16 protein-coding genes and 1 CRISPR repeat array are annotated in these 26224 nt (G+C 45.8%); of the genes, 12 read left to right on the top strand and 4 right to left on the bottom strand.

Annotated elements, in window-relative coordinates:
• The first annotated feature begins 287 nt into the window (after positions 1-287).
• Together QUB63_RS07845 and QUB63_RS07840 are read left to right on the top strand one after the other, a co-directional pair.
• Entirely contained in the window at positions 288-1787 is a 1500-nt protein-coding gene (locus QUB63_RS07845; protein WP_332944287.1) for a GUN4 domain-containing protein, read from the top strand.
• 465 nt (positions 1788-2252) lie between these two features.
• A complete protein-coding gene (locus QUB63_RS07840; protein WP_332944285.1) occupies positions 2253-2465 on the top strand; it encodes a hypothetical protein in 213 nt (70 codons plus the stop codon).
• A 136-nt stretch (positions 2466-2601) separates the two neighbouring features.
• On the opposite strand, the gene QUB63_RS07835 is transcribed toward QUB63_RS07840, so the two are convergent.
• Positions 2602-3129, bottom strand: coding sequence for a P-loop NTPase family protein (locus QUB63_RS07835; RefSeq protein ID WP_332944283.1), 528 nt, complete (start codon positions 3127-3129; stop codon positions 2602-2604).
• A gap of 362 nt (positions 3130-3491) precedes the next feature.
• Between QUB63_RS07835 and QUB63_RS07830 the strand changes: the two genes are divergently transcribed.
• Together QUB63_RS07830 and rph are read left to right on the top strand one after the other, a co-directional pair.
• Positions 3492-4052: an adenylate kinase family protein gene (locus QUB63_RS07830; protein WP_332944281.1), complete on the top strand. Its 561-nt coding sequence runs from the start codon at positions 3492-3494 to the stop codon at positions 4050-4052.
• 137 nt (positions 4053-4189) lie between these two features.
• Entirely contained in the window at positions 4190-4903 is a 714-nt protein-coding gene (gene rph / locus QUB63_RS07825; RefSeq protein ID WP_332944280.1) for a ribonuclease PH, read from the top strand.
• Between the two features lie 83 nt (positions 4904-4986).
• Here rph and QUB63_RS07820 read toward each other — a convergent pair whose 3' ends face one another.
• Positions 4987-5349: a type II toxin-antitoxin system RelE/ParE family toxin gene (locus tag QUB63_RS07820; RefSeq protein WP_332944279.1), complete on the bottom strand. Its 363-nt coding sequence runs from the start codon at positions 5347-5349 to the stop codon at positions 4987-4989.
• Positions 5339-5593: a type II toxin-antitoxin system RelN family antitoxin gene (locus QUB63_RS07815; protein ID WP_332944277.1), complete on the bottom strand. Its 255-nt coding sequence runs from the start codon at positions 5591-5593 to the stop codon at positions 5339-5341. Before QUB63_RS07815 ends, QUB63_RS07820 begins: the two co-directional genes overlap by 11 nt.
• Before the next feature lie 410 nt (positions 5594-6003).
• Here QUB63_RS07815 and cas6 point away from each other — a divergent pair, with 410 nt between their 5' ends.
• From cas6 to QUB63_RS07775, 8 genes are all read left to right on the top strand, one after another.
• Entirely contained in the window at positions 6004-6675 is a 672-nt protein-coding gene (cas6, locus tag QUB63_RS07810; RefSeq protein WP_332944276.1) for a type I-MYXAN CRISPR-associated protein Cas6/Cmx6, read from the top strand.
• Complete coding sequence (gene cas3, locus QUB63_RS07805; RefSeq protein ID WP_332944275.1) at positions 6672-9149, top strand: CRISPR-associated helicase Cas3'; 2478 nt, start codon at positions 6672-6674, stop codon at positions 9147-9149. Before cas6 ends, cas3 begins: the two co-directional genes overlap by 4 nt.
• Positions 9130-10800: a type I-MYXAN CRISPR-associated Cas8a1/Cmx1 gene (cas8a1, locus tag QUB63_RS07800; protein ID WP_332944273.1), complete on the top strand. Its 1671-nt coding sequence runs from the start codon at positions 9130-9132 to the stop codon at positions 10798-10800. Before cas3 ends, cas8a1 begins: the two co-directional genes overlap by 20 nt.
• 434 nt (positions 10801-11234) lie before the next feature.
• Positions 11235-12185 carry a DevR family CRISPR-associated autoregulator gene (locus QUB63_RS07795; protein WP_332944272.1) on the top strand — a complete coding sequence of 317 codons (951 nt, stop codon included), beginning with the start codon at positions 11235-11237 and terminating at the stop codon, positions 12183-12185.
• The gene (gene cas5, locus QUB63_RS07790) at positions 12182-12844 is read left to right on the top strand and encodes a type I-MYXAN CRISPR-associated protein Cas5/Cmx5/DevS (protein WP_332944271.1); all 663 of its coding nucleotides are present in this window, start codon (positions 12182-12184) and stop codon (positions 12842-12844) included. The genes QUB63_RS07795 and cas5 overlap by 4 nt, the downstream gene beginning before the upstream one ends.
• 234 nt (positions 12845-13078) lie before the next feature.
• Positions 13079-17685: a CRISPR direct-repeat array (repeat unit 36 nt; unit sequence CTGAAATTACCTTTGATGCCGTTAGGCGTTGATCAC).
• Between the two features lie 155 nt (positions 17686-17840).
• Positions 17841-19505: a type I-MYXAN CRISPR-associated endonuclease Cas4/Cas1 gene (locus tag QUB63_RS07785; RefSeq protein ID WP_332944270.1), complete on the top strand. Its 1665-nt coding sequence runs from the start codon at positions 17841-17843 to the stop codon at positions 19503-19505.
• Positions 19506-19514: 9 nt separating this feature from the next.
• Positions 19515-19808, top strand: a complete 294-nt coding sequence (cas2, locus tag QUB63_RS07780) for a CRISPR-associated endonuclease Cas2 (protein ID WP_332944269.1) — start codon at positions 19515-19517, stop codon at positions 19806-19808.
• Between the two features lie 195 nt (positions 19809-20003).
• On the top strand, positions 20004-20564 hold the full coding sequence (locus QUB63_RS07775) for a Uma2 family endonuclease (protein WP_332944268.1): 561 nt from the start codon (positions 20004-20006) through the stop codon (positions 20562-20564).
• A 65-nt stretch (positions 20565-20629) separates the two neighbouring features.
• Here QUB63_RS07775 and QUB63_RS07770 read toward each other — a convergent pair whose 3' ends face one another.
• Positions 20630-26143, bottom strand: a complete 5514-nt coding sequence (locus QUB63_RS07770) for a trifunctional serine/threonine-protein kinase/ATP-binding protein/sensor histidine kinase (RefSeq protein ID WP_332944267.1) — start codon at positions 26141-26143, stop codon at positions 20630-20632.
• Positions 26144-26224: the final 81 nt, after the last annotated feature.

Here is a 26224-nt window from a genome sequence, read left to right as displayed (position 1 = left end):
TAATAAATTACTATTTTTGTTTAATCTGCTGGCTGTTTGACCGCTAAATCAAATGTATTGCACCGATCGCAGTTTAAGGTTAGATTTGGACTTCGAGTTTGAGGTCAAACCCTCTTGAGGGTTATACTTGCTCAGGGGCTGTCTGGTGAGAGCGCCCCCGAGTGAGCGCGACGGTGGGTGCCACCTCCGTAAGGTTCGGGGTCTAGCCTCAACAAAAACCAGCTCGCGATCGGACTCTTGAATAAAATGACACCCTGAGTATAATTTTGTTCGCATTTTTTTAATATATGACATACTGCCTTAATCTCGATTGCCCAAAAGACAAGCGTCAGAACCCACCAGGCACAAAGTATTGTCTTAATTGTGGTTCAAAGCTGTTGCTAAAAGACCTTTATGCAGCAACTGAGCCGCTGCGCGACGGAGGATTTGGCAGGACTTTTAGAGCAGTAAATCATGGAAAATTTGAGGAATTGTGCGTTATCAAACAGTTGTCGCCGCCCCAGGAGTTTCAGCGGAAGCCCGCTCATTTTAAAAAGTATGTTCGACTGTTTGAACAAGAGGCAAGGCGGCTTTACGAACTGAAACACCCACAAATTCCTCAGCTAATTTCTTATTTTGAGGAAGATGGGCGCTTGTATTTGGTGCAAGAGTTTATTGATGGCAATAATTTAAAGGATGAGTTAGAAAAGTACGGTGCTTATAGCGAACTTAAAATTAGGGAACTGCTGTTAGATTTGTTGCCTTTGCTGAATTTTGTTCACGAGCGCAATGTAATTCACCGGGATATTAAGCCTGAGAATGTGATCCGCCGCAATCGCGATCGCAAGTTGGTGCTAATAGATTTTGGGGTTTCCAAACAGGTAGTAGCTGAGGCTCCGACCAAAACAGGAACTAAGTTGGGAACTCCCGGCTACGCAGCTCTAGAACAGCGGCACGGTAGGGCTGTTCCTGCTAGCGACCTTTACAGTTTGGGGGTGACTTGCATTCGCTTGCTGACTTCTGTTATGCCTTATTTGGATATCTACGGGGACATTCACGATGACCTTTACGACCCGCTCGAAGGTCGCTGGCTTTGGAGGGAGGCTTTGCCGAAAGGAACCAAGATTAGCGAGGATTTAGGTCAGATTTTGGATAAGTTGATTCAGGAATATGTTAAAGACCGCTACAAATCTGCTCTGGAAGTTTTTGAGATTTTAAAACCTGCTGCTGTTGTTGTCCCACCCGATTCTAAGTTGCAGCAAGCAACTGTTCTTAGTGCTTCTTTACCGACTCAACCTGTGACTCAGACTCCGCTAGTTTCTGTGAATTTAGAGTCGGAAAAAGGGATTGATTATTCTCAGTTGGAAAGGCTGCTGGCTGCTAAAAATTGGCGGGGTGCTGATGAGGAAACTTCTGTGAAAATGCTGGAAGTGATGGAGCAAGTTTCAAGGGGTTATTTGAGCGAGGAAGATATTAGAAAGTTTCCCGCTAAGGATTTGCAGACTATTGACCAACTTTGGGTGCGGCACAGTCACCGGAGGTTCGGTTTTTCTGTGCAAAAGGGTTTTTGGGTAAAGTCGGGGGGAAAGGCTGGTGTTTATGATGCTACAGTTTGGGAGAAGTTTGGCGATCGAGTGGGCTGGCGGGTTAACAATCAGTGGGTATACTATTCTGAACTGAATTTTACTTCTAAGGCAAAGCCTGGACATTTGCCGGGAGGGACTGTTTTTGGGTGGGAAGGTGGGGTTTTGTGCGGTGTTTTGGGTTTGGGTGGGATCTGGTTTTTGCTGTCGCGGCGAGATTTGTAGCAAGAAGGAAGTTCGCTGGCGGATTTTATAACGGATTTAACGGAGGGATTTGGAGGTGCCAGGGAAGAAAGTCCGAAAGGGAAGAAGGCGCTCAAGGCAAGAATTAGGGAATAATTGCAAAGGTGGCAATTATTTAAAGAGTTAACAGGTTTTTAATTCATTTCTTAATCAGGTGTCGCGTATTTGAATTGCATAATATTTCAATTAATGGCTCAAAAGCGTCAAATCCTCTTGGGTTCTCCGTTTCTTCCCCTCTACTCCGGACGTATCTACAGACGTTTTAGGTGGTAGCCGCTGATTACAGGTTGGGGATGGTCAGCGATATGTTATGTAGAAATTAGGTAGAAAAAAAGGAAAAATCAGATATAATCCAAAACCATTTTTTTTGTGATATGTTTTGAGAGAAGGGCAAGTTTACGAAGCTACAGACCAGTCCTTATCCGTAGAAAAGTATGAGGACGGGCTTTGGCTCCAATTTACCAAGGAGATTTCTCTACTATGTTGCAAGAAAAACGTCTGAAGCCGTGGACTGTAGTTCGATCGCTTCCGAATGTGGAAAAGGTGGTTGTGGGTCAGTTTCGCAGTTGGTCTGATGCAGACGGTCACTTAAAAATTCTCAAACGGATGGTTCCGGCTGACCGCTTGACTGTTGTGTTCGATCCCGTAGTTCCAGCGTAATGTCGCTACTAAATTGATAAGCGTGCGATCGCTCGCGCGAACTCAGCGATCGCCTCTTTTGTTACATAAAAATTTATATTAAAATTTATATTAAAAATTGCGATCGCGCGGGCGATCGCAACTAAAGTCCTTGTCCTTAACTGCGGCGAATTTCAGTAACTTGGTCGGCAACATCCAAAATTGCTGGCGGCATAGAAGGCCCAGTCAAAATAATATCCAAATCGTGCGGCTTGCTGTCAATCAATGCCAGCACTTCTGCTTCGGGAATCAAGCCTAAATTCACCGCTAAACTCAATTCGTCGAGAATAACTAAGGCGTAACTGCCGGAGAGCACCGCATTTTGAACGTACTGCCACAATTGTGCGATCGATCGCGTTTCCAGCTCATTTAAATCGGCCTTGTCAATGCAGCGGGGCAAATCGCACCGCACCCAATCTAAATTTTGCCCGAGCCGCACCGGATGTTGATGCCCTTGATTGATTCCCCCTTTGAGGAACTGCACCGCCAACACCGGAGATCCCTGTCCTGCAATTCTCAGGGCCCCAGCCATGACACTGGTAAAAAAGCAGCGGTGCGGGCCTGTAAAAACTTGCACCAGCCCTTGAACTGTGTAGGGCAAGCTGTGGGTTAAATTGAGTTTAGGGGTTTGTAACTGAGCAACCATAGGGCAATATTTAATTAGCAACTAAGTCTTGAGTGCAGCTTTGACCGAAGAGCGCGGCTGAAGCCTGCTTAACAATATATAGTGTACTTGGCCGATCGCAAATCCGATCGAACGCTAGATATACAAATTGTCAAAAGCTAGTGGCAGTGGGATGCGCAGTCGTTTGTTCGATTTTTTGAACTCAAGCACAGCACTTGCGCACAAATCGGCTTTTTTTACCAAAATACGGAACGGAGCGCGACATTTATACAGTTATAGGCCCAAAAACCAAGGTGATGAGAGTCTTGCAAAGTCCAGGACTGTCAAGAAAACGTACACACATCGCGTAAAATTTGAATGTCGCGGCACTAGGAGCAAGCACTGTGAGATTGGTGATTCTGGGAGGGCCTGGAGCGGGAAAGGGAACTCAGGCACAGCAATTGTGCAGCAATTTGAGCATTCCTTTAATTTCTGTGGGGGACATTCTGCGAGAAGCCATCGCATCTCAAACAGATTTGGGCAAGTTGGCCGCACCTTATGTGCAATCCGGGGAGCTAGTTCCCGATCCAACTATGATTCAATTCATTCGCCACCGACTGCTAATGTCGGATGTGACTAAGGGTTGGCTGTTGGATGGCTATCCGCGAACGGCTTTTCAAGCTGAGGAGTTGGATTTTTTGCTGGACGATTTGGCTCAGCAGCTAGATTGGGCGATTTGGTTGAAAGTGCCGATCGAGGTTTTGCTGAGGCGATCGAGCGATCGGGCGCGATCGGACGATCGTCCAGAAATTTTACAGCGCAGGCTCGATTTGTTCCACGAACGCACTATCCCGATCCTAGATTATTATCAGTATCGCAACAGGCTGTTAACTGTCAACGGCGATCGATCCCCCGAAAAAGTCCTGCAGGATATTCTCAACACAATCGAGGCTAATAGCAAATAGTCAGACCATTTTAGATTTTAGATTTTAGATTTTAGATTGAATGACTGCATATGTAACGAATCAAAGAAAGCTGGAATATTAATGCCCACTTCCCAATTTTTAATTCCCAATTACCCATTACGAATTACCTAAATATTATGTCTTTCCAGCGTCCCGACGGCCGACAACCCAATCAACTTCGTCCGATTAGTTTCGATCGAGAGTTTACCAAATTTGCTAGCGGTTCCGTACTCGCAAAAAGTGGCGATACTCAGGTACTTTGCAGCGTTACAATCAAGCCGGGAGTGCCGAGATTTCTGGAGAATACCGGACAAGGTTGGCTAACAGCGGAATACCGAATGTTGCCTGGTTCTACGCCGCAGCGACAAGAACGGGAATTTATGAAGTTATCGGGACGCACTCAAGAGATTCAGCGGTTGATTGGGCGCAGTTTGCGATCGTGCTTGGATATGCAACTATTGGGAGAACGCACAATACTTGTCGATGCCGATGTTTTGCAAGCTGACGCGGGGACTCGCACAACTTCAATTACTGGCGGGTTTGTGGCTGTGGCTGACGCTTTGAACAAGTTGGTGCAAAAAGGTGATTTGGTGCGATCGCCCGTTATTCGTCAAGTGGCGGCCGTGTCTGTCGGACTTTTGGAAGGAGAGCCGTTTTTAGATTTGAATTATATTGAAGATGTGGCGGCTGAAATTGATTGTAATGTGGTAATGAATGGAGATTTGAACATTATAGAAATTCAGGGAACTGCGGAAGCAGGAAGTTTTAGCCGCAGTCAGTTAAATCAAATTTTGGATGTGGCAGAAACAGGAATTCAGGAATTGTTGGAGGCTCAGCGCCAAGCTCTTTAACACGGAAATTATTTATTAGACATCGACCAAATAGCAAGTCTTGGCAGGCAGGATGCCTACCCGATAAGAGTTATTGGAGATGTTTATTCATCCCCAACGAACTCAGCCAAAATGCTGCGAATCTCATTAGGACTGATATCTTCTCGGTCGGATTTAGCATAAATGGTTAATAGAAGTACGCTAGTCGGTGACTCAACTTGATAGATCAGTCGATAACCAGCGCTTTTCCCTTTTTGGATATTGCTATTTCTGACTCTTACCTTTAATATGAAATAATTTTCACCCATTCCGGGGATGCGATCGCCAGTAAAATTCCCCCCTTGGAATTGTTCAATAATTGGCTGAGTATCTAACCTGACATTGCGATATTTTTTTGATAATTCACGCAAATTCCGTTTGTACTCAGGCGTTAAATCAATCTGTACGAAAGGCATTTCATTCGACATCTATTCCCTCCCACATTTCCGATAGGGGGATGCGTTGTCCGGCTTTTGCTTGCTGTAATGCTCTCCTGAGACTTGCTTTCACTTCTGCAATGGGAGTATCATCAGGATCGGTTTCGACTTCCTCTGTTACTTCGGCAAAAAGTACGATAACTCGCACGCGGCTGGGGGGGAAGTCTTCGATCGCGCGATCGAGAAATAATTGACCTTTCTCATCTATAGTTCCCAATACTTCAACAGCTTTCATCTGTTTCTCCTCAAGGTATTTTTTACCAATTATGTCATATTTTATCAGGGTTTAGCAAACTTGATATTTGAGTGCGATCGCTCTTTGAATTAAATTACTTTTGTTCCCTGTTTTATTTCTCAGTACCAATCCCTTCACAGACAGTGCGATCGCCCGACGAGATCGAATTCCCGAGTAAAACAGCAATCATTCATCATATTTAGCAATTTCTGAAAAAAGGGCTTGACAAAAATTCCTCAACGCGCTATGTATGGTAAATACCGCTTAAAGCGTCGATCGCAAGTTGATCACTTTGCCCTCCGAGTAGTGAAAGCTACGCAATTAATCCAGGGACGCGAACAGCCATTGCTTTCAACTCCCCAAACCTTTGATGCCGTCAGGCGATAAACTCATCACTCCAGAGAAGGCTAGTGAATACTACACCTCTCAAAAATCAAATGTTTGCACTCCGAGTACAAAACTCGACAGACATTTCTTTCAGAGTTCACGGCTTAGAACTCCCAGCAGACCACGGTTACGGGCTGTTTGCGGCGATTTGCGAACAGGTGCCGATTTTGCGGGCCGATCGCACAATTCGGCTGCTGACGGTGGCGGGACATCCAGACAAACACGGGAAAATCACCCTGAAGCGATCTCGCCCCGGGGATTTGTCGCGAATGCGGATCAGGGTGGCAGAGGAAAACGCGCACCATTTCTTTAAACTGGGCGGGCGGCAACTGTCTGTAGGCATCCACCAAATTGTGCTGGGAGTGCCGACAATATTGCCGTTAAAGCCCGCTGCTGACTTGTTTGCGCGGATTGTGGTGATTGCTGACTACCAACAGCCGGATACTTTTTTAGCGGCGGTGAACCGACAATTGCGATCGCTGGGAGTGCGATCGGGCAATGCGGAAATTCCCCTCAACAAATACGGCCAAATCGCCAGAAAAACTATCAAAGTTAAGGGCGATACCAAGGTAGGTTATTCGGTTAAAATTGCCGGACTTACTGATGAAGATTCTCTGTTGGTGCAGCACAACGGTATTGGCGGCAAAGGACACATGGGAGGCGGATTTTTTGTGCCGCACTGGGAGGGAAAATGAAGCCAGTGCATTTTCCTCGACTTTTTGCTAAATCTTTGCCCGCTGATTTTGGCGCTCGCCCCAAGCAAATTCGGGAAACTTACTTTTTGCCCGGACATACCGCAGCGGTATATCGATCGGCCGAAATCATTCTCAACCAATTGCTGCCGGCCATCCTCCATCAATTAGGTTTGGGCGATGAATGGGCTCCATTGCTGCTGAAAACAACTTTGATGGGATGCTACATTCACGATTGGGGGAAAGCTAACGAGCACTTTTTGGGATTGATGGCCACCGAATCAGCTTATTTAAAAAATGAATGTGAGTGGTTGCAAGAGATTAAGAAAAAACTGCCACTTAACGAAAAAAACCAAGTCGATCAGAGAATTCGGCACGAAATTTTGAGCGGTATTATGGTGCTGCAAGTTCCCGAATTCCGGCAGTGGCTGGAAAGTTGCGAAGATGTCGATTTGTTGGCGGCTGTTTGGGGGGCGATCGGACACCATCTTAAAGTTGACCCAAACCGTGAATTTGTCAAAACCAAAGAGTGCGGCAATGCCCCGCTTTATATATTTTCCCAGCATCAAGCAGCTTCTAAATCTGCGGAAAAGTCAGTCAAAAATGACTGGAGAGCGCTGCTCAAAATTGGCACGGGAAGCCAGTTAAAACTGCCGCCAGCACTGCCGCTCGCCAAAAAACGCAAGTGGACGCCAGAAGAACTGACGGCTGCTGTAGAGGCACTGACGGACGAATGCGAAGCCCTAGCAACAACGATTGAAAAAAATAGCGATCGCCAGCGGTTTATTGCCGCAGTCAAAGCTACTGTCGTTGCAGCAGATATTGCCGGTTCTGCGGTGCCGCAGATCGCAAATCCGCGGGAATGGCTGAGGCAAGTTTTGCAGCAAGTATTGAGCCCGGAAGAGATACAGCAAGTTATCGATTCCCGACTCAAGAAACAGCAGCCGCGGGGTTTTCAAAAGTCGGTTGCTGCCACTAAAACTCGAATTACTTTAGTGAAAGCTGGATGCGGAACGGGCAAAACTATTGCTGCTTATTTGTGGGCGTTGATTTGGGCGATCGACCGCAAGCTGTTTGTGCTGTATCCTACTACTGGGACTGCAACTCAGGGCTTTTTGGATTACGCGGCGCTGACGGAAGCGGAGACAGCATTAATGCACTCGCGATCGAATATCGACTTAGAGGTTTACGAAGCTTTAATCAATGAAAACAACGACCACACTGAAAATGAGGACAGACTCCAGAGTTTCAAAACTTGGACGGCCAAACTCATCACCGGCACGGTAGATTCAGTTTTGGGGTTAATGCAGAACAACCGCAAGCCGATTTATGCTTGGATTGCGATCGCCCGAGGTGCATTTGTTTTTGATGAAGTTCACGCTTACGACAGCAAATTGTTCAGCGCTTTGCTGAGATTTATCCAAACATTTAAAGGCGCGCCGATTTTGCTGATGAGTGCTAGTTTCACTCAGGAACAGTTGCAAAAGATTCGTGCTGTAGTGGCAGAATTGGGCGAAGAGATGACCGAGATTGCAGGCCCGAAAGATTTGGAAGATTTGCCGCGCTATCAATTTCAAGTAGTTGAAAAATCCACCGATGTCATGGTGGATGTCGCGGCTGCTTTAGCAGCAAAGCAGAAAGTTTTGTGGGTAAACAATTCTGTTAAAAGTTGCGTTGAGACTTACCATACTGTTTCCGGCGAGTTAGCGAAGTACCCAAATTTAGATTTTTTGCCTTTAGTTTACCACGCTAGATATCGGTACAAAGATCGGGTCGATCGCCACATTCAAGTCATGTCAGCTTTTTCAGCGGAAGAAACTAGGGGCGTGCTGGCTGTCACCAATCAAATTTGCGAAATGTCCCTCGATTTGAGTGCCGATTTGCTAATAACTCCAGTTGCGATGTTTGCGGCGCTGATTCAGCGATTGGGCAGGCTCAACCGCCAAGTTAAATTTGATGAATCTGGCAATTTGGTACTCGCATCGGGACGAATCTGCAAAGCTGTATTCTACCCGACTAGCATCCCGTATCCCTATAAACCAGAACAGGTAAAAGCCGGGAAAGATTTCGTTCTAGAACTTGCTGAATTGGGCGAGATTTCCCAGACTGATTTGATGAATGCTGCCTTGAAAATCACCGGTGAACCAATAGAAGAATATGACTCTGCATGGCTAGACGGATTGTGGTGCAGCCATTCTCAACCTTTGCGAGAAGGTGGCAATACTATTACTGCGATTTTAGCAGAAGATAGGAAAGAAATCAACCAGTTTGCCGAGAAGCGCATGGCCCAAAAAGGCATCAGCAAAAACAAGGCTTTATCCGAAGAAGCACAGCGCTGGGCTGTTCCCCTGCGGCTTCCCCGCCCTATTTCCCAACTCCAAGATTGGAAAAGATTTCAAAAGATATATCCGATCGCCCCAGCAGGCGCAGTGATTTACAATGAGGTAACGGGAGCTAGTGAACAGTACAAAAATTGAAATTGTTCTCAACTTGCACAGCCCGCATTATACGGATATGCACGCGGCGGGTTTGGCTGGTTTGTACATGACTTTAAAGCAATTAGAAAAGAAAGGCATTGCCTGCGATAAACTCAAATGGCAGCTTGACGAATACGAAGTTAAAGTCGCTATTGAAGGAAGTCATTTAGCAGCGATTCAGTGGTTGCTCGAACAGTCTTTTTTGCTAGATGACGGATTGATTGGCTTTGGGGGAATTGATTCTGAAAATCTGTCAATCGAGTCGAGAGTAGCGCTGCATCAAGGGCTGTTGAATACATTTTTGCAGCAAGGAATACTTTCTAAAAGCGACGGGGTAAAATCAAAAGCATTTGAGATTGAAGAGGGAAAGTTGCCGATAGTAGTAAGTTACAAATCGCTAACTGAATACAGCCATCAAAAGTTTGCGAAAAGTTTGTGCGATAACCGCACTGGCTTGCTGCTAGAAAAACCCGTTGCAGTAGCGGGCTGGCTGAATCCGGGCGCGACAGTCAAACACACTGCTTTCACCAGCAAAACTAGCATCGAACAAAGCGCTTTGGATGCTTTAGTGTTGCTTTACGCCCCGGTAGTTTGCTGTTATTTCAAAATTCGATCGTTCACAAAGGGAGAGAAAGCATCTGCCGCTTTGATTGTTCCCGAAATACTCAATCTCGCAGAGTTTGCTGAGATCAGAATGAGTTACGCCAAGCGCTGTCAAGCCTACAAAGGTCAAGCCTACAAAGATTTTCACGCTTCCGGGATTGGAGATGCAGCGCTGCGTTTTTTAGTTACTTACGAATCAGCAGTTAGCATTGCGAAAACCTACCGAGTCAATCGCTGTCGTGCTGTGATTTTTGGCAAAATGCCCTGGAACGAAAAGCAAAAATCTCCGACGGATAAGTATTCGGTAACTGCTACTGCAAAAATCTGCAAAGCCTACCAGCAAGCGCAAAATGCTTTCAAGGAAAAATATGTAGTTTACGGCGATTCTGGGAGTGCTATTGTTCCTAGCTTGGCTAAGGATTTAATTGCTGGTGCTTTGATTAAACATCTGCCTTGGTACGGCGAGTTGGCGGCGAAAATTACTAGCAAGGATTTGTTCGATCGCCTGTGTTATGAAAGTAAAGGATTTCGAGATATGGTAAAATATGCAGAATGGAAGGAAGCATCGCACGGGCGGTTTGTTGAGGCTTGTCACGATGCTTTGAGAGGGATTTACGCGCGTTCTTTTGAGTTGGGAATAGACGAAGCCAAGCGCCAAAAAGCCACCAGCGAAGAGCATGGGAAAGATTTAGGTAGAAAGCGGATTTCAGATGAGCGTGAAAAAGTGCGATCGAAAATGATTCGGTGCAAAAACTTGTCTGCATTTTGTTCTTTCATCACCGAATTCTGGTCGAAAGCAGCTTTGTCACGAGTTCAACAAGAACATCAAGCAGAATTGTGGAATTTAGTATTAGATGATTGGGAAATGGCAAGAAATTTAGTTTTGCTTTCCCTCGTCAGTTACAAACCTCGCGAATCTGCTGATTTGCCGCCTCAATTGCCGAGCAGCGATAGGAGTAAGGATGAAGATTTTGATGATAATGAGGATGAGGATGATGATGATGGTGACAGCGTGTCTTTGCCACAATCCCTTCGCAATTTACGTTAGGCGAAGGTGCGCGGTTTATGGGTGTCAACAAACACGGGCTTCCCCACTACGAACTTTCCCACAATCCGGCAGGGGTTTAAACCCCTGCCGAGAGAGCGAAAGTCGGTTGAAACCGACTGGGAGTTTGATGAAAATTGCGAGGGATTGCAGTCCTCTTGTAGAGGGCTCTTAAATTCATCTTTTAGAGGACTTTTAAGTTCATCAGCTTGAGCCCGCAGTCCGGCAGGGGTTTAAACCCCTGCCTCATAGCAAAAGTCGGTTGAAACCGACTATAAAATCTCATAAAAATTGCGAGGGATTGCAGTCCTCTTTTAGAGGACTTTAGCTATGAGACGGGGGTTTTTAACCCCTGTCGGAATGTCGTACTCCACCGCAAGTCTCTGAAAACCGACTAGAGAGTTGGCACAATTATTAACTTTAACTGAGGAGATACGATGACTTATCATTTGTTTGGCAACATTTTGACGAATTACGGCATTGCTGCTAACAATCGCGGCGAAAACCAAGGTAACGTGACAACTTTGCAGCGGTTGGCTTGGAAAAACTCGCTGCGTACTACTGTATCGGCTGAGGCGATTCGGTGGGCTATTCGCTATCAGTGGCAGTTTTTAGGTGAAGATGTGAACCGCCGGTGGGATGATGATAAGAATGATAATTATCGCGTTCAAGAAGGTGTTTTTAATCCCGAGATGTACATTGATGATGATGTTTTGGGTTACATGGAGGCGAAAGCTGCAACGGAAGATATCAATAATGATGGGGTTCCTGAATCGAGCGAAGAAACACCAACTGCTAAAAAAGGTAAGGGCAAAGCTAAACTCAAGCAAGGGGAAAGCATTGCTCGCCGGGGAGTGCTGGAAGTGACTCGGGCGATTTCTTTGACTGCGGATACTGGGGATTTATTTTTTGGCTCTACTAGCGGCAAAAAAAACCGGAAGTCTATTCATCAAACGGAGGCTCACGCTACTCGCTATCAGTACGGTTTTGCGATGACTCCGCACCGTTTGAAGGTTGCAAGTCGGATTGTTTCTGTTTTGGATGCTTTGGCTTCTTTGGGAGGTGTTGCGGGAAATCATGCTCGGTTTCTTTATGATTTTTCTCCTGAAAGTATGGTGCTGAGGTGGACTCATGATTTTGCGCCTCGGATTCTTTACTGTTTTGAAGAAAATCGGCAGGGTGAAGTGTCAATATCCGATCTGGTTCGCCGCATTGAGGCGGGAGATATTGAGCCGGATGAGGTTTGGATTGGAGGTGCAATTTCTGTGGAACCGGAGGTGGAAGAATTGGAACAATTGGGGGTGAAGGTGTTTCCGGGAATTAAGCAGGCGGTGAGGGATTTGCAGTCGGTGATTTTGTCGGATCTAAATAATGAGGAGGCTGCATGATTGGGTTGCGAATTGAGGTGCCTGTTGCTGGCTGGCGGCATTCCTATGCGCGGGAATATGGGGAAAGTTATCCGGTGCCGCCGCCGGCTACGGTGTACGGAATGTTGCTGTCGATGGTTGGGGAAATTAATCGCTATTCTCACTGTGGCTGCAAGATTGCGATCGCCCTTTTGTCGAAACCAAATCGCTCTACTGTGCTGCGGACTGTTCGCCGAGTTAAGATTGCGAGGGAGGAGTTTGCTAAGCCGAATGCGCGGCCGGATTTTCAAGAGTTGTTAACTAATATTGATTTGGGGATTTGGGTTGATGGCGGTGCCGATGTTGGGAAACCGAAGCTGTTGGAAAGGTTGCAAGAAGCTGTGGCGCACCCGGAGTCGGTGAGGAGGTTTGGAGGGTTGTCGCTTGGTGAAAGCAGGGATTTAATTAATTCTGTTGTGCTTTGGCGATCGGAGTTTGAATCTGATATTTGTGAGTGGTTGGTTGGCGATCGAAATGGGTATTTAGCGCTGCCTTGCTGGGTGGATCATGCGGGTTCTAAAAAAACTTGCCCTGGCCGGTATGTTTTGGCTGATGCTGGGGATTTGTCGCTGGCTGATGTGTTGGCTGGGGCTGATTGCTGGAGTTCGATCGTCCCCAAAGGTAGTTGCAAGTATCTCTGAGTGTTAGGGGTTTTTGGGTGGGGGTAATGTCTGGATTGTTTGTGGGGGTGGGTTTTGAGGTTGTTGAGGCGGGTGTTTGGGTGCTTGCAGGGTTTGAATGCTTTGGCTGGTGAGGGTTTGAGATGTGCGATCGATCTGCTTTGATGTTGGAAGGAGTTTTTAAGGGTTTAGTCGGGCAAGGTGCTTGCAAAAAGGGTTGGGAGGGTGTATTGTGGAAGGGGTTGGGCGATCGGACTGAAATTACCTTTGATGCCGTTAGGCGTTGATCACTTCTTGATACAGTGTCAACCTATCCCAATCCTAATGCTGAAATTACCTTTGATGCCGTTAGGCGTTGATCACATTTATCAACATTATGCTGGGATTATCAATAAGGTCTGAAATTACCTTTGATGCCGTTAGGCGTTGATCACTATCAAGACGATACAGTGTCAACCTATCCCAATCCCTGAAATTACCTTTGATGCCGTTAGGCGTTGATCACGCAAAACTCCGATTAGAAATCCAGACTGACGGACCTGAAATTACCTTTGATGCCGTTAGGCGTTGATCACGTATTGAATTTTGGGAAACCGGAATGCACCCATCCTTCTGAAATTACCTTTGATGCCGTTAGGCGTTGATCACGGTTTTCGGGTTCTCGGTCTTTTGTCCCGTATTCCGTCTGAAATTACCTTTGATGCCGTTAGGCGTTGATCACCAGGAAGTTCGATCGACAGCGAATCGTTATCCACTCTGAAATTACCTTTGATGCCGTTAGGCGTTGATCACCAAATAAGCTAGCAGCGGCGGACAACAGGAAAGCCACCTGAAATTACCTTTGATGCCGTTAGGCGTTGATCACTCGGCAAGACGTGGTGAAATTGGTTTGTTTGTTGTCCTGAAATTACCTTTGATGCCGTTAGGCGTTGATCACGGGAGAGTCTGGGAGTTCTTTTCTGGCTCCTCCCAGCTGAAATTACCTTTGATGCCGTTAGGCGTTGATCACTTTCCATGTTTAGTAATTGTTAATCGTAGTACGTCCTGAAATTACCTTTGATGCCGTTAGGCGTTGATCACGTTTTATATTTCAAAAAAGGCAGCGGAGCATGGATCTGAAATTACCTTTGATGCCGTTAGGCGTTGATCACCATCAATGTAAGTTTGGTAAGCGGCGAATCGCCAACTGAAATTACCTTTGATGCCGTTAGGCGTTGATCACAAATTGAATATGAAGGCTTGCTGCTAAACAAGTCCTGAAATTACCTTTGATGCCGTTAGGCGTTGATCACACAGAAAAGCCACCTGTCGCTATCGATTTAGAGACCTGAAATTACCTTTGATGCCGTTAGGCGTTGATCACCTACCTGGAATTTGCTTGTTACCAAATCCTATCTTTGTCAACTGAAATTACCTTTGATGCCGTTAGGCGTTGATCACTGCTGCTCGTTAGTTGTTATGAGTGAAAATTACTCTGAAATTACCTTTGATGCCGTTAGGCGTTGATCACTAATCTTCAGATTGAATCATGATAATCCTCCTGAAATTACCTTTGATGCCGTTAGGCGTTGATCACTAAGGTACAGACAAAGTTTCTAGCAGCCCATACCCAGCTGAAATTACCTTTGATGCCGTTAGGCGTTGATCACTTGACCACAATAGAGTTGAGATTGGAATTCTCAAACTGAAATTACCTTTGATGCCGTTAGGCGTTGATCACTCTACCTGATCGGCGTTGATCCGATTTTGCGGACTGCTGAAATTACCTTTGATGCCGTTAGGCGTTGATCACAGAGAATGGCCGCGGCATTGGCAGGAACCCTTTCCTGAAATTACCTTTGATGCCGTTAGGCGTTGATCACTTACGAGCGCTTCCACCGCCCGAACTTGTTCTTTTCCCCTGAAATTACCTTTGATGCCGTTAGGCGTTGATCACTCTGGTGGGTTTGTGGGGAAGGCAGCCGCTTCATCTGAAATTACCTTTGATGCCGTTAGGCGTTGATCACGAATCGATCCGCTCCTGCCTGGTTTGTAATTTCTACTGAAATTACCTTTGATGCCGTTAGGCGTTGATCACTGATAAAACTCGCCCTGCACTTCCCGAACCAGCCCCCTGAAATTACCTTTGATGCCGTTAGGCGTTGATCACTACCTGTTTGTGAGAAAGTAATCGCGTATTGGAAAACTGAAATTACCTTTGATGCCGTTAGGCGTTGATCACAGAGCTATCGCGTTGGCGGCAAACAAATTGGCTGGCTGAAATTACCTTTGATGCCGTTAGGCGTTGATCACACTACTGGTCAAAAAAATAATCTGTGGGGTAAGATTCTGAAATTACCTTTGATGCCGTTAGGCGTTGATCACATTTTAGCCATGATTGTCAATTCCTAATTGTTGACCTGAAATTACCTTTGATGCCGTTAGGCGTTGATCACATCCGAAAAGTTATCGGTTTGACACCATTTTCCCCCTGAAATTACCTTTGATGCCGTTAGGCGTTGATCACATTTGTCGCACTTTTGATCTTCAACCAGGCGATTTCTGAAATTACCTTTGATGCCGTTAGGCGTTGATCACTAGGTTGAACTAAGAAACATACGATCGCTCTCTCCAACTGAAATTACCTTTGATGCCGTTAGGCGTTGATCACTCCATAATGCGATTGCGCAGTGCATCAATTAAATACTGAAATTACCTTTGATGCCGTTAGGCGTTGATCACAAAAATGGGAGCTCCTCCAGCAATTGCAGCCACTATCCTGAAATTACCTTTGATGCCGTTAGGCGTTGATCACCTGTAAATTGGTTTGCAGCCAGTGGGCAAAGTTTCCTCTGAAATTACCTTTGATGCCGTTAGGCGTTGATCACGTGATAAAAGCGTAGCAACCGCTTTCTTTCTTAACTGAAATTACCTTTGATGCCGTTAGGCGTTGATCACTATTTAACGCACAATTAAATACAACGGCTTCACAACTGAAATTACCTTTGATGCCGTTAGGCGTTGATCACAATCTCGCACCGCAGTCGAACCCGTCACTGTGGCTCTGAAATTACCTTTGATGCCGTTAGGCGTTGATCACGGGTTGTTGTTTTAGCCATTTGTTCAACTTTTTCCCTGAAATTACCTTTGATGCCGTTAGGCGTTGATCACTTATTGTTCGTGGCTTCTACCCCTTTGTCAAAAGGCCTGAAATTACCTTTGATGCCGTTAGGCGTTGATCACAGTAATCCCATTAAATAGAAAAGTTTCCAAGAATCCTGAAATTACCTTTGATGCCGTTAGGCGTTGATCACGACTTTTAACATGAAATTGCTTGAAAATATAATGCCTGAAATTACCTTTGATGCCGTTAGGCGTTGATCACTGCTACACGCTAGCTCACAAATACACTACAACCATACTGAAATTACCTTTGATGCCGTTAGGCGTTGATCACAAACTTAGCCTTGCTTTCCTGAAGGGTTAATTTTGCTGAAATTACCTTTGATGCCGTTAGGCGTTGATCACACACGCCGCCAAGCGTACTGGAAGAAATACTAAACCCTGAAATTACCTTTGATGCCGTTAGGCGTTGATCACAGGAACGGGACACCAGCTAGGATTGCCAACAATGAAACTGAAATTACCTTTGATGCCGTTAGGCGTTGATCACTCTTGTACTTCGGTTTTGAGTAAGCCGAGATCGACCTGAAATTACCTTTGATGCCGTTAGGCGTTGATCACTAATAATAACTAGCAATTGATCGACTACTGGTTGTTACTGAAATTACCTTTGATGCCGTTAGGCGTTGATCACTGCTAATTCTTTTTCAGCTTCGTCAATTTGAGCGCTGAAATTACCTTTGATGCCGTTAGGCGTTGATCACATTCATCAAGCAGCAGCAGTGCTCAATAATCCTCACTGAAATTACCTTTGATGCCGTTAGGCGTTGATCACTTGACGAAGACGGCGAAGATTACGACCCCAATTTTCTGAAATTACCTTTGATGCGGTTAGGCGTTGATCACTAATTGGACTGCCACTATTTCGTTTGTTTACTGGCCTGAAATTACCTTTGATGCCGTTAGGCGTTGATCACCTTCACATTACGCTAAAAAAAGAAACTTTTCTAGAGCCTGAAATTACCTTTGATGCCGTTAGGCGTTGATCACAAAAAGATAATTTTCTTTATCTGGGCGACCATCCGCTGAAATTACCTTTGATGCCGTTAGGCGTTGATCACAAACGTTCCGCCACCGTTACGCCTGCTCCAAAAGGCTGAAATTACCTTTGATGCCGTTAGGCGTTGATCACATTACTAAAGACTTAGGAACTGAATCAGCACATCTCCTGAAATTACCTTTGATGCCGTTAGGCGTTGATCACCTAAATGAGGAAGCTCGGACTCAAATGCTTTCTCCTGAAATTACCTTTGATGCCGTTAGGCGTTGATCACAATTAGTTCCGATCGAATTTTTGATGGCTGGTTCAAACTGAAATTACCTTTGATGCCGTTAGGCGTTGATCACAATTTGGCGGCGTGGCTGTCTTTCCACTGTCGGCGCTGAAATTACCTTTGATGCCGTTAGGCGTTGATCACCAACTGCAAATAGTTATTACAACAACTCTGTAGCTCCCTGAAATTACCTTTGATGCCGTTAGGCGTCGATCACAAAAATGCGGTAAATTTTGATGAGTGCAAAGAGTCTGAAATTACCTTTGATGCCGTTAGGCGTCGATCGCTTTACTACTCGCTGCCCAACGGCGGCATTGTAGCGATGAAATTACCTTTGATGCCGTTAGGCGTCGATCGCTTCTAATAGAACAACCTCAAGAATTCAATCCTCTGAAATTACCTTTGATGCCGTTAGGCGTCGATCGCAATCCAAAAAACATTGCGGGTTGGATCGTAGCCCACACTGAAATTACCTTTGATGCCCTTGTCGATCGCACTGCTAAACGTGCGATCCATCAACCGAAGCTCAAACTACCTCAGATGCCGTTAGGCGTGTCCCCACAAAACCTTACGGATATCCCATGGAAACACCAAACAATCACTACCCAGTAGAACACGAAACAATTCGCGTCAGCGCCCTGCACGCCCTCGCCTACTGTCCCCGGCTTTTCTACCTCGAAGAAGTCGAAGAACTTTACACTCAAAATGCAGAGGTTTTTGCCGGCCGCCGACTCCACGTAGAAATAGAAAAACAAGAAGAAGAAGAATGGGAAGAACTCTTCCTCGAAAGCCAAGAACTAGGCTTGCGAGGCCGAGTTGACGCCCTCCGCACCCGCGACGGACACACAATCCCCTACGAGCACAAACGCGGCCGCTGCCGCCGGGACGATCGCAAACAACCCCAAGCCTGGGAAAGCGATCGCCTGCAAGTCCTCGCCTACGCCTGCCTCCTCGAATCCGCCAAAGGCATCACCATTCCAGAAGGCAGAATTCGCTACCACGCCGACAACGTACTCGTTCGCGTGCCCCTCGACGACTGTGCCCGCGCCGATGTTCGCGCCGCCGTCGAAAAAGCCCGATCGCTCAAACAGTCAACCCAACGCCCCCCAGTCACCGACAACGAAAACCTCTGCACCCGCTGTTCCCTCGCCCCAGTCTGCCTCCCAGAAGAAGCCAGACTCGATCGCGATCCCCAATGGCAGCCAACTCGCCTATTTCCCGCAGACGACGATCGCCAAATCGTACACGTTCTCGAACCCGGAACCACAGTCGGCCGCACCGGAGAACAAATCAAAATTTCCCGCCGCAATCAACCCGTAGAAACCATTCCCAGCCAGCAAATCGGGCAATTAGTCCTCCACAGCTTCTCCCAAATTTCCACCCAAGCTTTGCACTTTTGCGCCGACTCCGGCATCGGAGTGCATTTTATCTCCGGCGGCGGCCGCTACATCGGCAGTTTCGACAGCAGACAAGGCAGCATTCAGCGCCGGATTTGTCAATATGCCGCCCTCACCAATCCCGATCGCTGTTTGGAATTAGCTCGCAAATTAGTAATTTGCCGCGCCCAAGGACAGCGCAAATTCTTGATGCGGGGCTGTCGCGGAATTAAGGAAGGTTCCGAGGAATTGAAACGGGCGATCGCCCAAATGCAAATTATCCTCAAACAAGTTCCCAAAGCTCAATCTTTAGCATCGCTGCTGGGATTTGAAGGCAACTTAGCCGCCCTTTATTTCGGCGCTTTGCCCTATTTAATCCGTCCCGGTGCGCCCCCAGAAATGCAATTTTTCGATCGCAACCGCCGCCCCCCAAAAGACCGATTCAATGCTTTAATCAGCTTCGGCTACGCATTGCTGCTCAAAGATATCACGAACGCCATCTTAACAGTCGGATTAGAGCCAGCATTGGGCTTTTACCACCAGCCGCGCTCTCAAGCAGCACCTTTAGCCCTAGATTTGATCGAAATCTTCAGAGTGCCGATCGTTGACATGACTGTTATCGCCTCCATCAACCGCAACCAGTGGGAAGTACAAGCAGATTTCGACATTCGGGGCGATCGAGTTTGGTTGAGCTCCTCCGGCTGCCGCAAACTGATCGGTTTGTACGAATCCCGCAAACAAGAAACTTGGAAGCATCCAGTCACAAATTATTCCCTCACCTACCGCCGCTTGTTTGAATTAGAAGTTCGCCTGCTGGAAAAAGAATGGTCGGGAGAAAGCGGTTTATTCGGTCAATTAATCCTGCGCTGAGGTGATACAATGGCAGAAGCAAAAAACTGGTATCTAGTTTGCTACGACATTCGCAGCCCCCAGCGCTGGCGCCAAGCTTACAAATTACTTCAAGGCTGCGGCGAGAGAATCCAATATTCGATTTTTCGGTGTTGGCTGAGCGCGCGCGATCGCGAAAAATTGAGATGGGAATTAGAGAAAGTATTAGCAGCAGAAGATGATTTGCTGCTAATCCGTTTGTCTCCTAATTGTGCCGAAACAATTCCCACCTACAACCGCCCCAATTCCTGGCCCGCAAACACCGAAACCTACCGAATTGTCTGAACTACAGGTTTGTAGTTGCACGGTTGACACCGCCAGCCCGATCGCAACTGCAAACCCAATTTCATCTACCATAAAATACTGAAATAATTAAACTACTTTACAAAAATTGCCTGGGGGCGATCGGAATCTCAACCATCAACTCCATACCCGATCTTTGAGTTATCCTATAAACAGACTTCATTCCCCGATCGCATTATGGTTGCTTTACCCGATCGCCCATTGATGAGCGCAGAAGAATACCTGACTTGGGAACCCACCCAAGAGGAACGCTACGAGTATTGGGATGGCGAAGTCGTCGCTATGACAGGCGGAACCCGCAATCACAATCGGATTTGCGTTAACTTCTTCAAGCTATTAGACGATCGCCTTAATCTCCCCTACGAGATTTACATCTTAAGTGTGAAACTACGGGGAGAACTAGGGCAAAATTATTTTTATCCTGATGTTATGGTAACTTGTGACGATCGCGATAACGATCCGCAATTGGTGCAATTTCCTTCCTTGATTGTCGAAGTTTTATCACCTTCAACTGAAGCTTTGGATCGCGGCGCAAAATTTGCTAAATACCGCCAATTTTCAACGCTGCAAGAGTACGTCTTGGTGCAAGTCGAACAGCCCGGAGTAGAGCTGTTTCGGCGCAGCGAACAAGGGCTGTGGGTGCTCTCGGAGTATAATTTAGGCGATTCCTTGCTACTTGAATCGGTGAATGTGGAAATTGCGATCGGCGATTTATACCGCCAAGTACAATTTTCTTAGTCTCGCGTTGCGCGGACGAAAGTTTGACAAGAAGCCAATTCCATTCGCCCTTTTTCTTTATTTCCTTACAAAACTTGCCTGGGGGCGATCGGAATTTCAATAATAAACTCGCTCCCCTCTCCAGGTGCAGAAACACAAGTCAACTTTCCGCCGTGAGAACTAACCACAATCGAGTGAGAAATAGACAATCCCAAACCAGTTCCCGAACCTACAGGCTTAGTTGTAAAAAACGGATCGAATATCTTGTGCAGCACCTCAGTAATCATCCCCGGGCCGCTGTCAGCAATTCTAATTATCGCAGAATTCCTGTCTGTCACCTCCGTAGAAATTGTAATAGCCGGCTGTTTCTGAGAGCTTTCCGGGCAATCTCTGGCCAAGAGGAGCGCATCGATCGCATTTGTCAAAATATTCATAAATACCTGATTCAACTGCGACGCATAACAAGTAATTAGCGGTAGCTTGCTGTACTTTTTAATCACCTCAATCCCCAAACGGCCGCCCTCTTTTCTCAGGCGCGGTTGCAGCAGCATCACCGTACTGTCGATGCCTTCATGGATATCAACCGACTTCATTTGCGCTTCGTCGAGGCGCGAGAAATTCCGCAAGCTCAGCACAATATCCCGGATTCTTTCAGCTCCAACTTTCATTGAATCCAGCAGCTTTTGCAAATCTTCGCTCAAAAATTCCAGTTCAATTGTTTCTATTTCCTCTAGGATTTCATCAGCAGGTTCGGGATAGTGCTGCTGGTAAAGCTCAATCAATTTCAGCAAGTCTTTAACGTATTCGCTAGCCGGATTTAGATTGCCGTAGATGAAACTTACAGGATTATTAATTTCGTGAGCTACACCAGCCACCATTTGCCCCAAACTAGACATTTTTTCAGTTTGAATTAATTGAGCTTGAGTGAGTTTCAGCTCGCGCAAAGTTTGTTCTAAACGCTCGTTTTTCTCATTTAACTCCTGCGTCCGCTCTTGCACTTTCTGCTCCACCGAATTGTAAAGCAGAGCATTTTCCAAAGAAATAGCAACTTGGGAAGAAAGCAGCCTTAAAACTTCCAATCTGTGGGCAGTAAACGCCCCGAGCGTTAAATTGTTTTCTAAATAAAGAATCCCAATTAGTTTACCTTGATTGATAATTGGCGTACACAAAAGAGATTTGAGCTGGTGTTTGGCGACGTAAGGATCGGCAGTAAATCGCCCCTCAGCCACCGCATTGCTCAACACCAAGTCCGAGCGAGTCCTTTCCACATAATTAATCACGGTAACAGGCAAATCCTGACATTCTTCAACAGGCGTAAATTGCAGCACCGCTACATCTTCAGCAACTACTGACGCTTTAGCGGAAATTAACAGTTTTCCATCTCTAACCAAAATTAAAAAACCGGATTGTGCACCCGCGTTTTCCAGCGATATCCTCATCAAAGAAGCCAGCAACTTGTCTAGGACAATTTCGCTGGAAATCGCCAGAGATGCTTTCATTACAGTTGCTAAATCCAGCACTCTCGCATCGCTGCCAGTAGAAGTATGAATAGTTGTTGTAGTTTGATTGTTGTTAAAACTTCCGTTGAGCGGCGTCATTTCCCGCAACTGCGGATACTTCTGTTCTAAATCTTCTACTTTGCGGACTGCACCCCAGCGCAAGTAGCACGAGTGAGCTTCGCGCAAGTGGATTTTGGCATATTGATACTTGCCTTTACTCAACCAAAACTTAGCTGCTAGTTCATTAGCCAGCGCTTCATTTTGGACAAACTCATTGTCTTGGGCTAAACTTATAGAGAAATCGTACAGCTCTACAGCTTCTGAATCTCTCTTGCAAATTCTCGCTATTTCTGCTTGTACTAAAAGGTACTTATGCAGAAAATTTTCGGCACAGTTGTCTGCCCAAATTTTCATCTGTTTTTGGTTGGCTTCTAACTTTTCCAAGTATTGCTTTTGCTTGTCTTCGGAAACATTTGGGAAAACGGCGGCTAAAACTAGAGAAAAGAAAAAATTCCATTCGGTAGCTGGTATCGCTCCGGTAATAAAAGATAGCTGTTTTTCTACTTCCAAAGCTAGTTGTAGCGCTTCATTGAAGTTGCCATACCAGTACATTACCTGGCATTTCCGAATCTGATAAAGGCAGAGAGAGTACAAATTTTGATGAGCTTTACAGTTGTGCACGTATTCAGCTTCGCTGATATCTTCGCTTTCAAATACAAACTTTTCAGGAGTTAGTTTGCTCAAGTTGCGGAGGATTAACTCTGCCCCTAATAATATATCGGTTACGAGCTGATTTTTGGTTTTTTGGCTGAACTGCAAATATCTGCTCGTGTCGGCCAGAATTTGCGAGATTTCTTTACCTTGAAAAAATGAGTTAGCTATGCGGTTGGACAGGATATAACCGGCATACTCTAAATCTCCTGATTCTAAAGCTGCTTGATATCCTTCATTGCTGATCGCGTGGGAATCTTTGATGTGGTTGAACCAGTAATAAAAAATACTGACCAGGGATGAACAAGCTCTGCACTTCAAGCCGATATTGCCAGATTTTTCGCTGAGATTCAGCGAGAGCAAGCCGAATTGATACGCAGCTTTGTAATCTCCCGAAACTGCGTTTAAGAACATACCGTAGCCAGCATAGCAAAGAGAGGCTTCGGGTACTAAACCGTATTGTAGAGAAAGATTGACTCCTTTTAAAACGCTGACTTTCCACAAGTCGGGATTTTTGAGGTACGCCGATGTGAGCAAGTTTGTAATTAATTTGACTGCAACTTTTTTGTCGGGGACAGTCATTTCGGGAGCGTCAATCAGCGAAGCTATTTCTCTACCTGCTAGAAATTTTGTGGCTGCTGCAAATTCTTCGGATATGACTTTTTGCAGCCCGTCTAGCGGCAAGTCAATTCCCAGCAAGTTCAAAGCTTTGATTCCGGCTTTAACTGCTTCCTCGTACTTGGCCCGGAGGGTGTACTGCACGATCAGCAGGTTGTAAATTTCTACCTTTTCTAAGGGCGATCGCGCTTTTTGCAAAGTTATGTTAATAAATTCTTCGGATTTCTCGAAATAGCCGTTGAGATACTCAACATTTGCCCGCTCCATGTGCAAGGCAAAGGCTAAATCGTAGTGGGCATCCCAAATATCGGCGCTCAAACCGTCCATACCTGCGGTCAAATACTGCAAGGCAGCAACATAAGCTGTGGCATCTTTGGCTCTGCGGGCGGCGTCTAAATTCAGCGTTGCCAGTTCAATTAATTCTCGCTCGTCTCGAATTAGCGATCGAGCTACATTCAAGTGATCGACTAATTCAAAGATTCTGTCAGCGCGATATTCAGCGGGAGTGTTTTCGAGGATTTGCCTGCCGATTTTCAGGTGAACTGCCTTTTTTTGCGAGTCGTCGATCAGAGCGTAAGCTGCTTGCTGTACGCGATCGTGCAAAAATTTATAATTGAGAATTAACAGCGGAAACAGCACGTAATCTAATGACTTGCTTTCCAATTCCGAAGTTGGCAGAATCAGTCCCGACTTGATCGCAGGCAACAGGTGAGAAAAAGTTTCCGACGCTTCTTTTTCATTAATTAAAGAAAGAGTATTCAAGTCAAATTCGTTGCCCAAACAAGCCACTAAACGCAAAACTTGCTGCGTAGAACTTGGCAGTTTTCTCAATTTTTGTACCATCAAATCTACTACATTGTCAGTGATAGCGCACTGCTCAATTTGAGTCATATCCCAATGCCAGCCGCCCTTGTTCCCCGACTGTGGCGGATGAAAAACTAGCAAGTTTTCCTGATATAATGTTTGTAGAAATTGATTAACAAAAAAAGGATTGCCGTCTGTTTTGCTGACAACCAGTTCAGCTAAGGGTTTGACAGATTCGCGATCGCTGTGCAAAGTCTCGGCAATCAAATGAGTGATGTTTTCCACCCCCAGGGGCGACAAAGCAATCTGATTAATGATGGCTTCCTGATTTCGCAGCGTCTCCACAGTCATCATTAAAGGATGAGTGGGACTGACTTCATTATCCCGATAAGCGCCAATTAAAAACAGATATTGAGTAGCTTCATCTGTCATCATCAACTCGATCAGCTTGAGAGTTGCAGAATCTGCCCACTGCAAATCGTCGAGAAAAATCACCAGCGGATGTTCGGGCTGGCAAAATACGCGAATGAAATTTTGAAAGACTAAATTAAAGCGGTTGAGAGATTCCGTCGGCCCCAATTCAGCTACAGGAGACTGAGCTCCGACAATTAGTTCTACTTCGGGAATTACATCAATAATAATTTGCCCGTTTTGACCGAAAGAATTGCGGAGTTTTTCGCGCCAAACTGCTAATTGAGATTCGCTTTCAGTTAACAGTTGCCGCACCAATTCCGAAAAAGCGCTGACAACGGCTGAGTAAGGAATTGTCCGCTTGTACTGGTCAAATTTTCCCCAAATAAAATAGCCGCGCCTGCGGGTAATAGGTTTGTCTAAAATCTTCACCATTGCAGATTTGCCAATGCCGGAATAACCAGCAATCAGCATCATCTCGCTGCGAGATTTATGCTGTCCTCTCGCGAGCACTGACAGGGAACTTGCTTTGGGCAATTTGCTCTCTTTTTTGATTACAGAAATTTGGGACTGTTCGATGCGGTAGGCTCGATTATTTGTTGCTGCTACCCGTTCAAATGCCGCTAAAAGAGTTTCAACTTCTCGCTGTCTGCCGTAAAGTTTTTGAGGGATTTGAAATTTGTCGGAAATATCTTGGCTGCCGAGAGCAAACTCGGAAATCACCCCAGATGTTTGCAACTGAAACAGACAGGATTCCAAATCTGCTTTCAGTCCCCAAGCACTTTGATAGCGATCCTCAGCCGCTTTTGCTAGCAATTTCATCACAATGTCTGAAATAGCTTGAGGAATTTCTGGTGCAATTTCAGCGAGAGGTACTGGCTGTCTGGCGATGTGACAGTGAACTAACTCCATGGGATCGGTAGTGGTAAAAGGGAGCTGTCCTGCCAGGACTTCATAGAAGGTGACGCCGAGGGAATAAAAGTCCGTGCGGTAATCGATTACCCGGTTCATTCTGCCGGTTTGTTCCGGCGACATATAGGCTAAAGTGCCTTCTAAAAAATTGGGATTTTTATTCGGAACGTTTTCCTGGTTTGATGCAGTTGAGATGCTAAAGTCTATGAGTTTAACTTGTCCTGTAGCTGGATTAAAAACTATATTAGAGGGGTTTATATCTTTGTGAATTACATTTCGGGCGTGAATTTCTCCCAAAGTTTCAGCAACTTTGATGGCTGTCGTCAAAAATCCTAAACTGGTGAATTTTTGGGTTGCCATAAATATTTTCAAAGATTCGCCACCAAAATCTTCTAAAATCATTGCCAGACTATTTCTCACCTGCTGCAACTTGTATACTTTAACAACTCCGTCGAGCAGGTTTAAGTTGGCAGTAATGTCATATTCGCGTTTGTATCTATTCAGTTCTTCGGGAGTCGGATAGTCTTCTTTGATAATTTTGATAATAACAGGTTGATTGTCCTGCTCGTTGCGGCCGCGGTAAACCAGGGAAGTGCTGCTTTCATAAATGAGAGCGAGAACTGCAACGCCGGGAATTGCCATCATAGTTGGGTTCTCTCAAATTAGGTGTGCTTGGTCAATGTTACAGGACTTACGCGCGGCGGGCTAGAAACCCGGTTTCTTTGT

The sequence above is a fragment of the Microcoleus sp. ARI1-B5 genome (assembly GCF_036705795.1).
Taxonomy (GTDB): Bacteria; Cyanobacteriota; Cyanobacteriia; order Cyanobacteriales; family Microcoleaceae; genus Microcoleus.
The sequence above is the reverse complement of the archived record's forward strand: the minus strand, read 5'-3'. Positions and strand labels throughout refer to the sequence as shown.

Excerpts from the sequence above, each read along its gene's own strand:
- QUB63_RS07820 (WP_332944279.1), bottom strand. The coding sequence starts at position 5,349 with ATGTCGAATGAAATGCCTTTCGTACAGATTGATTTAACGCCTGAGTAC.
- QUB63_RS07835 (WP_332944283.1), bottom strand. The coding sequence starts at position 3,129 with ATGGTTGCTCAGTTACAAACCCCTAAACTCAATTTAACCCACAGCTTG.
- QUB63_RS07795 (WP_332944272.1), top strand. The coding sequence starts at position 11,235 with ATGACTTATCATTTGTTTGGCAACATTTTGACGAATTACGGCATTGCT.
- rph (WP_332944280.1), top strand. The coding sequence starts at position 4,190 with ATGTCTTTCCAGCGTCCCGACGGCCGACAACCCAATCAACTTCGTCCG.
- QUB63_RS07775 (WP_332944268.1), top strand. The coding sequence starts at position 20,004 with ATGGTTGCTTTACCCGATCGCCCATTGATGAGCGCAGAAGAATACCTG.
- cas5 (WP_332944271.1), top strand. The coding sequence starts at position 12,182 with ATGATTGGGTTGCGAATTGAGGTGCCTGTTGCTGGCTGGCGGCATTCC.
- QUB63_RS07785 (WP_332944270.1), top strand. The coding sequence starts at position 17,841 with ATGGAAACACCAAACAATCACTACCCAGTAGAACACGAAACAATTCGC.
- QUB63_RS07815 (WP_332944277.1), bottom strand. The coding sequence starts at position 5,593 with ATGAAAGCTGTTGAAGTATTGGGAACTATAGATGAGAAAGGTCAATTA.
- cas2 (WP_332944269.1), top strand. The coding sequence starts at position 19,515 with ATGGCAGAAGCAAAAAACTGGTATCTAGTTTGCTACGACATTCGCAGC.
- QUB63_RS07845 (WP_332944287.1), top strand. The coding sequence starts at position 288 with ATGACATACTGCCTTAATCTCGATTGCCCAAAAGACAAGCGTCAGAAC.
- cas3 (WP_332944275.1), top strand. The coding sequence starts at position 6,672 with ATGAAGCCAGTGCATTTTCCTCGACTTTTTGCTAAATCTTTGCCCGCT.
- QUB63_RS07770 (WP_332944267.1), bottom strand. The coding sequence starts at position 26,143 with ATGATGGCAATTCCCGGCGTTGCAGTTCTCGCTCTCATTTATGAAAGC.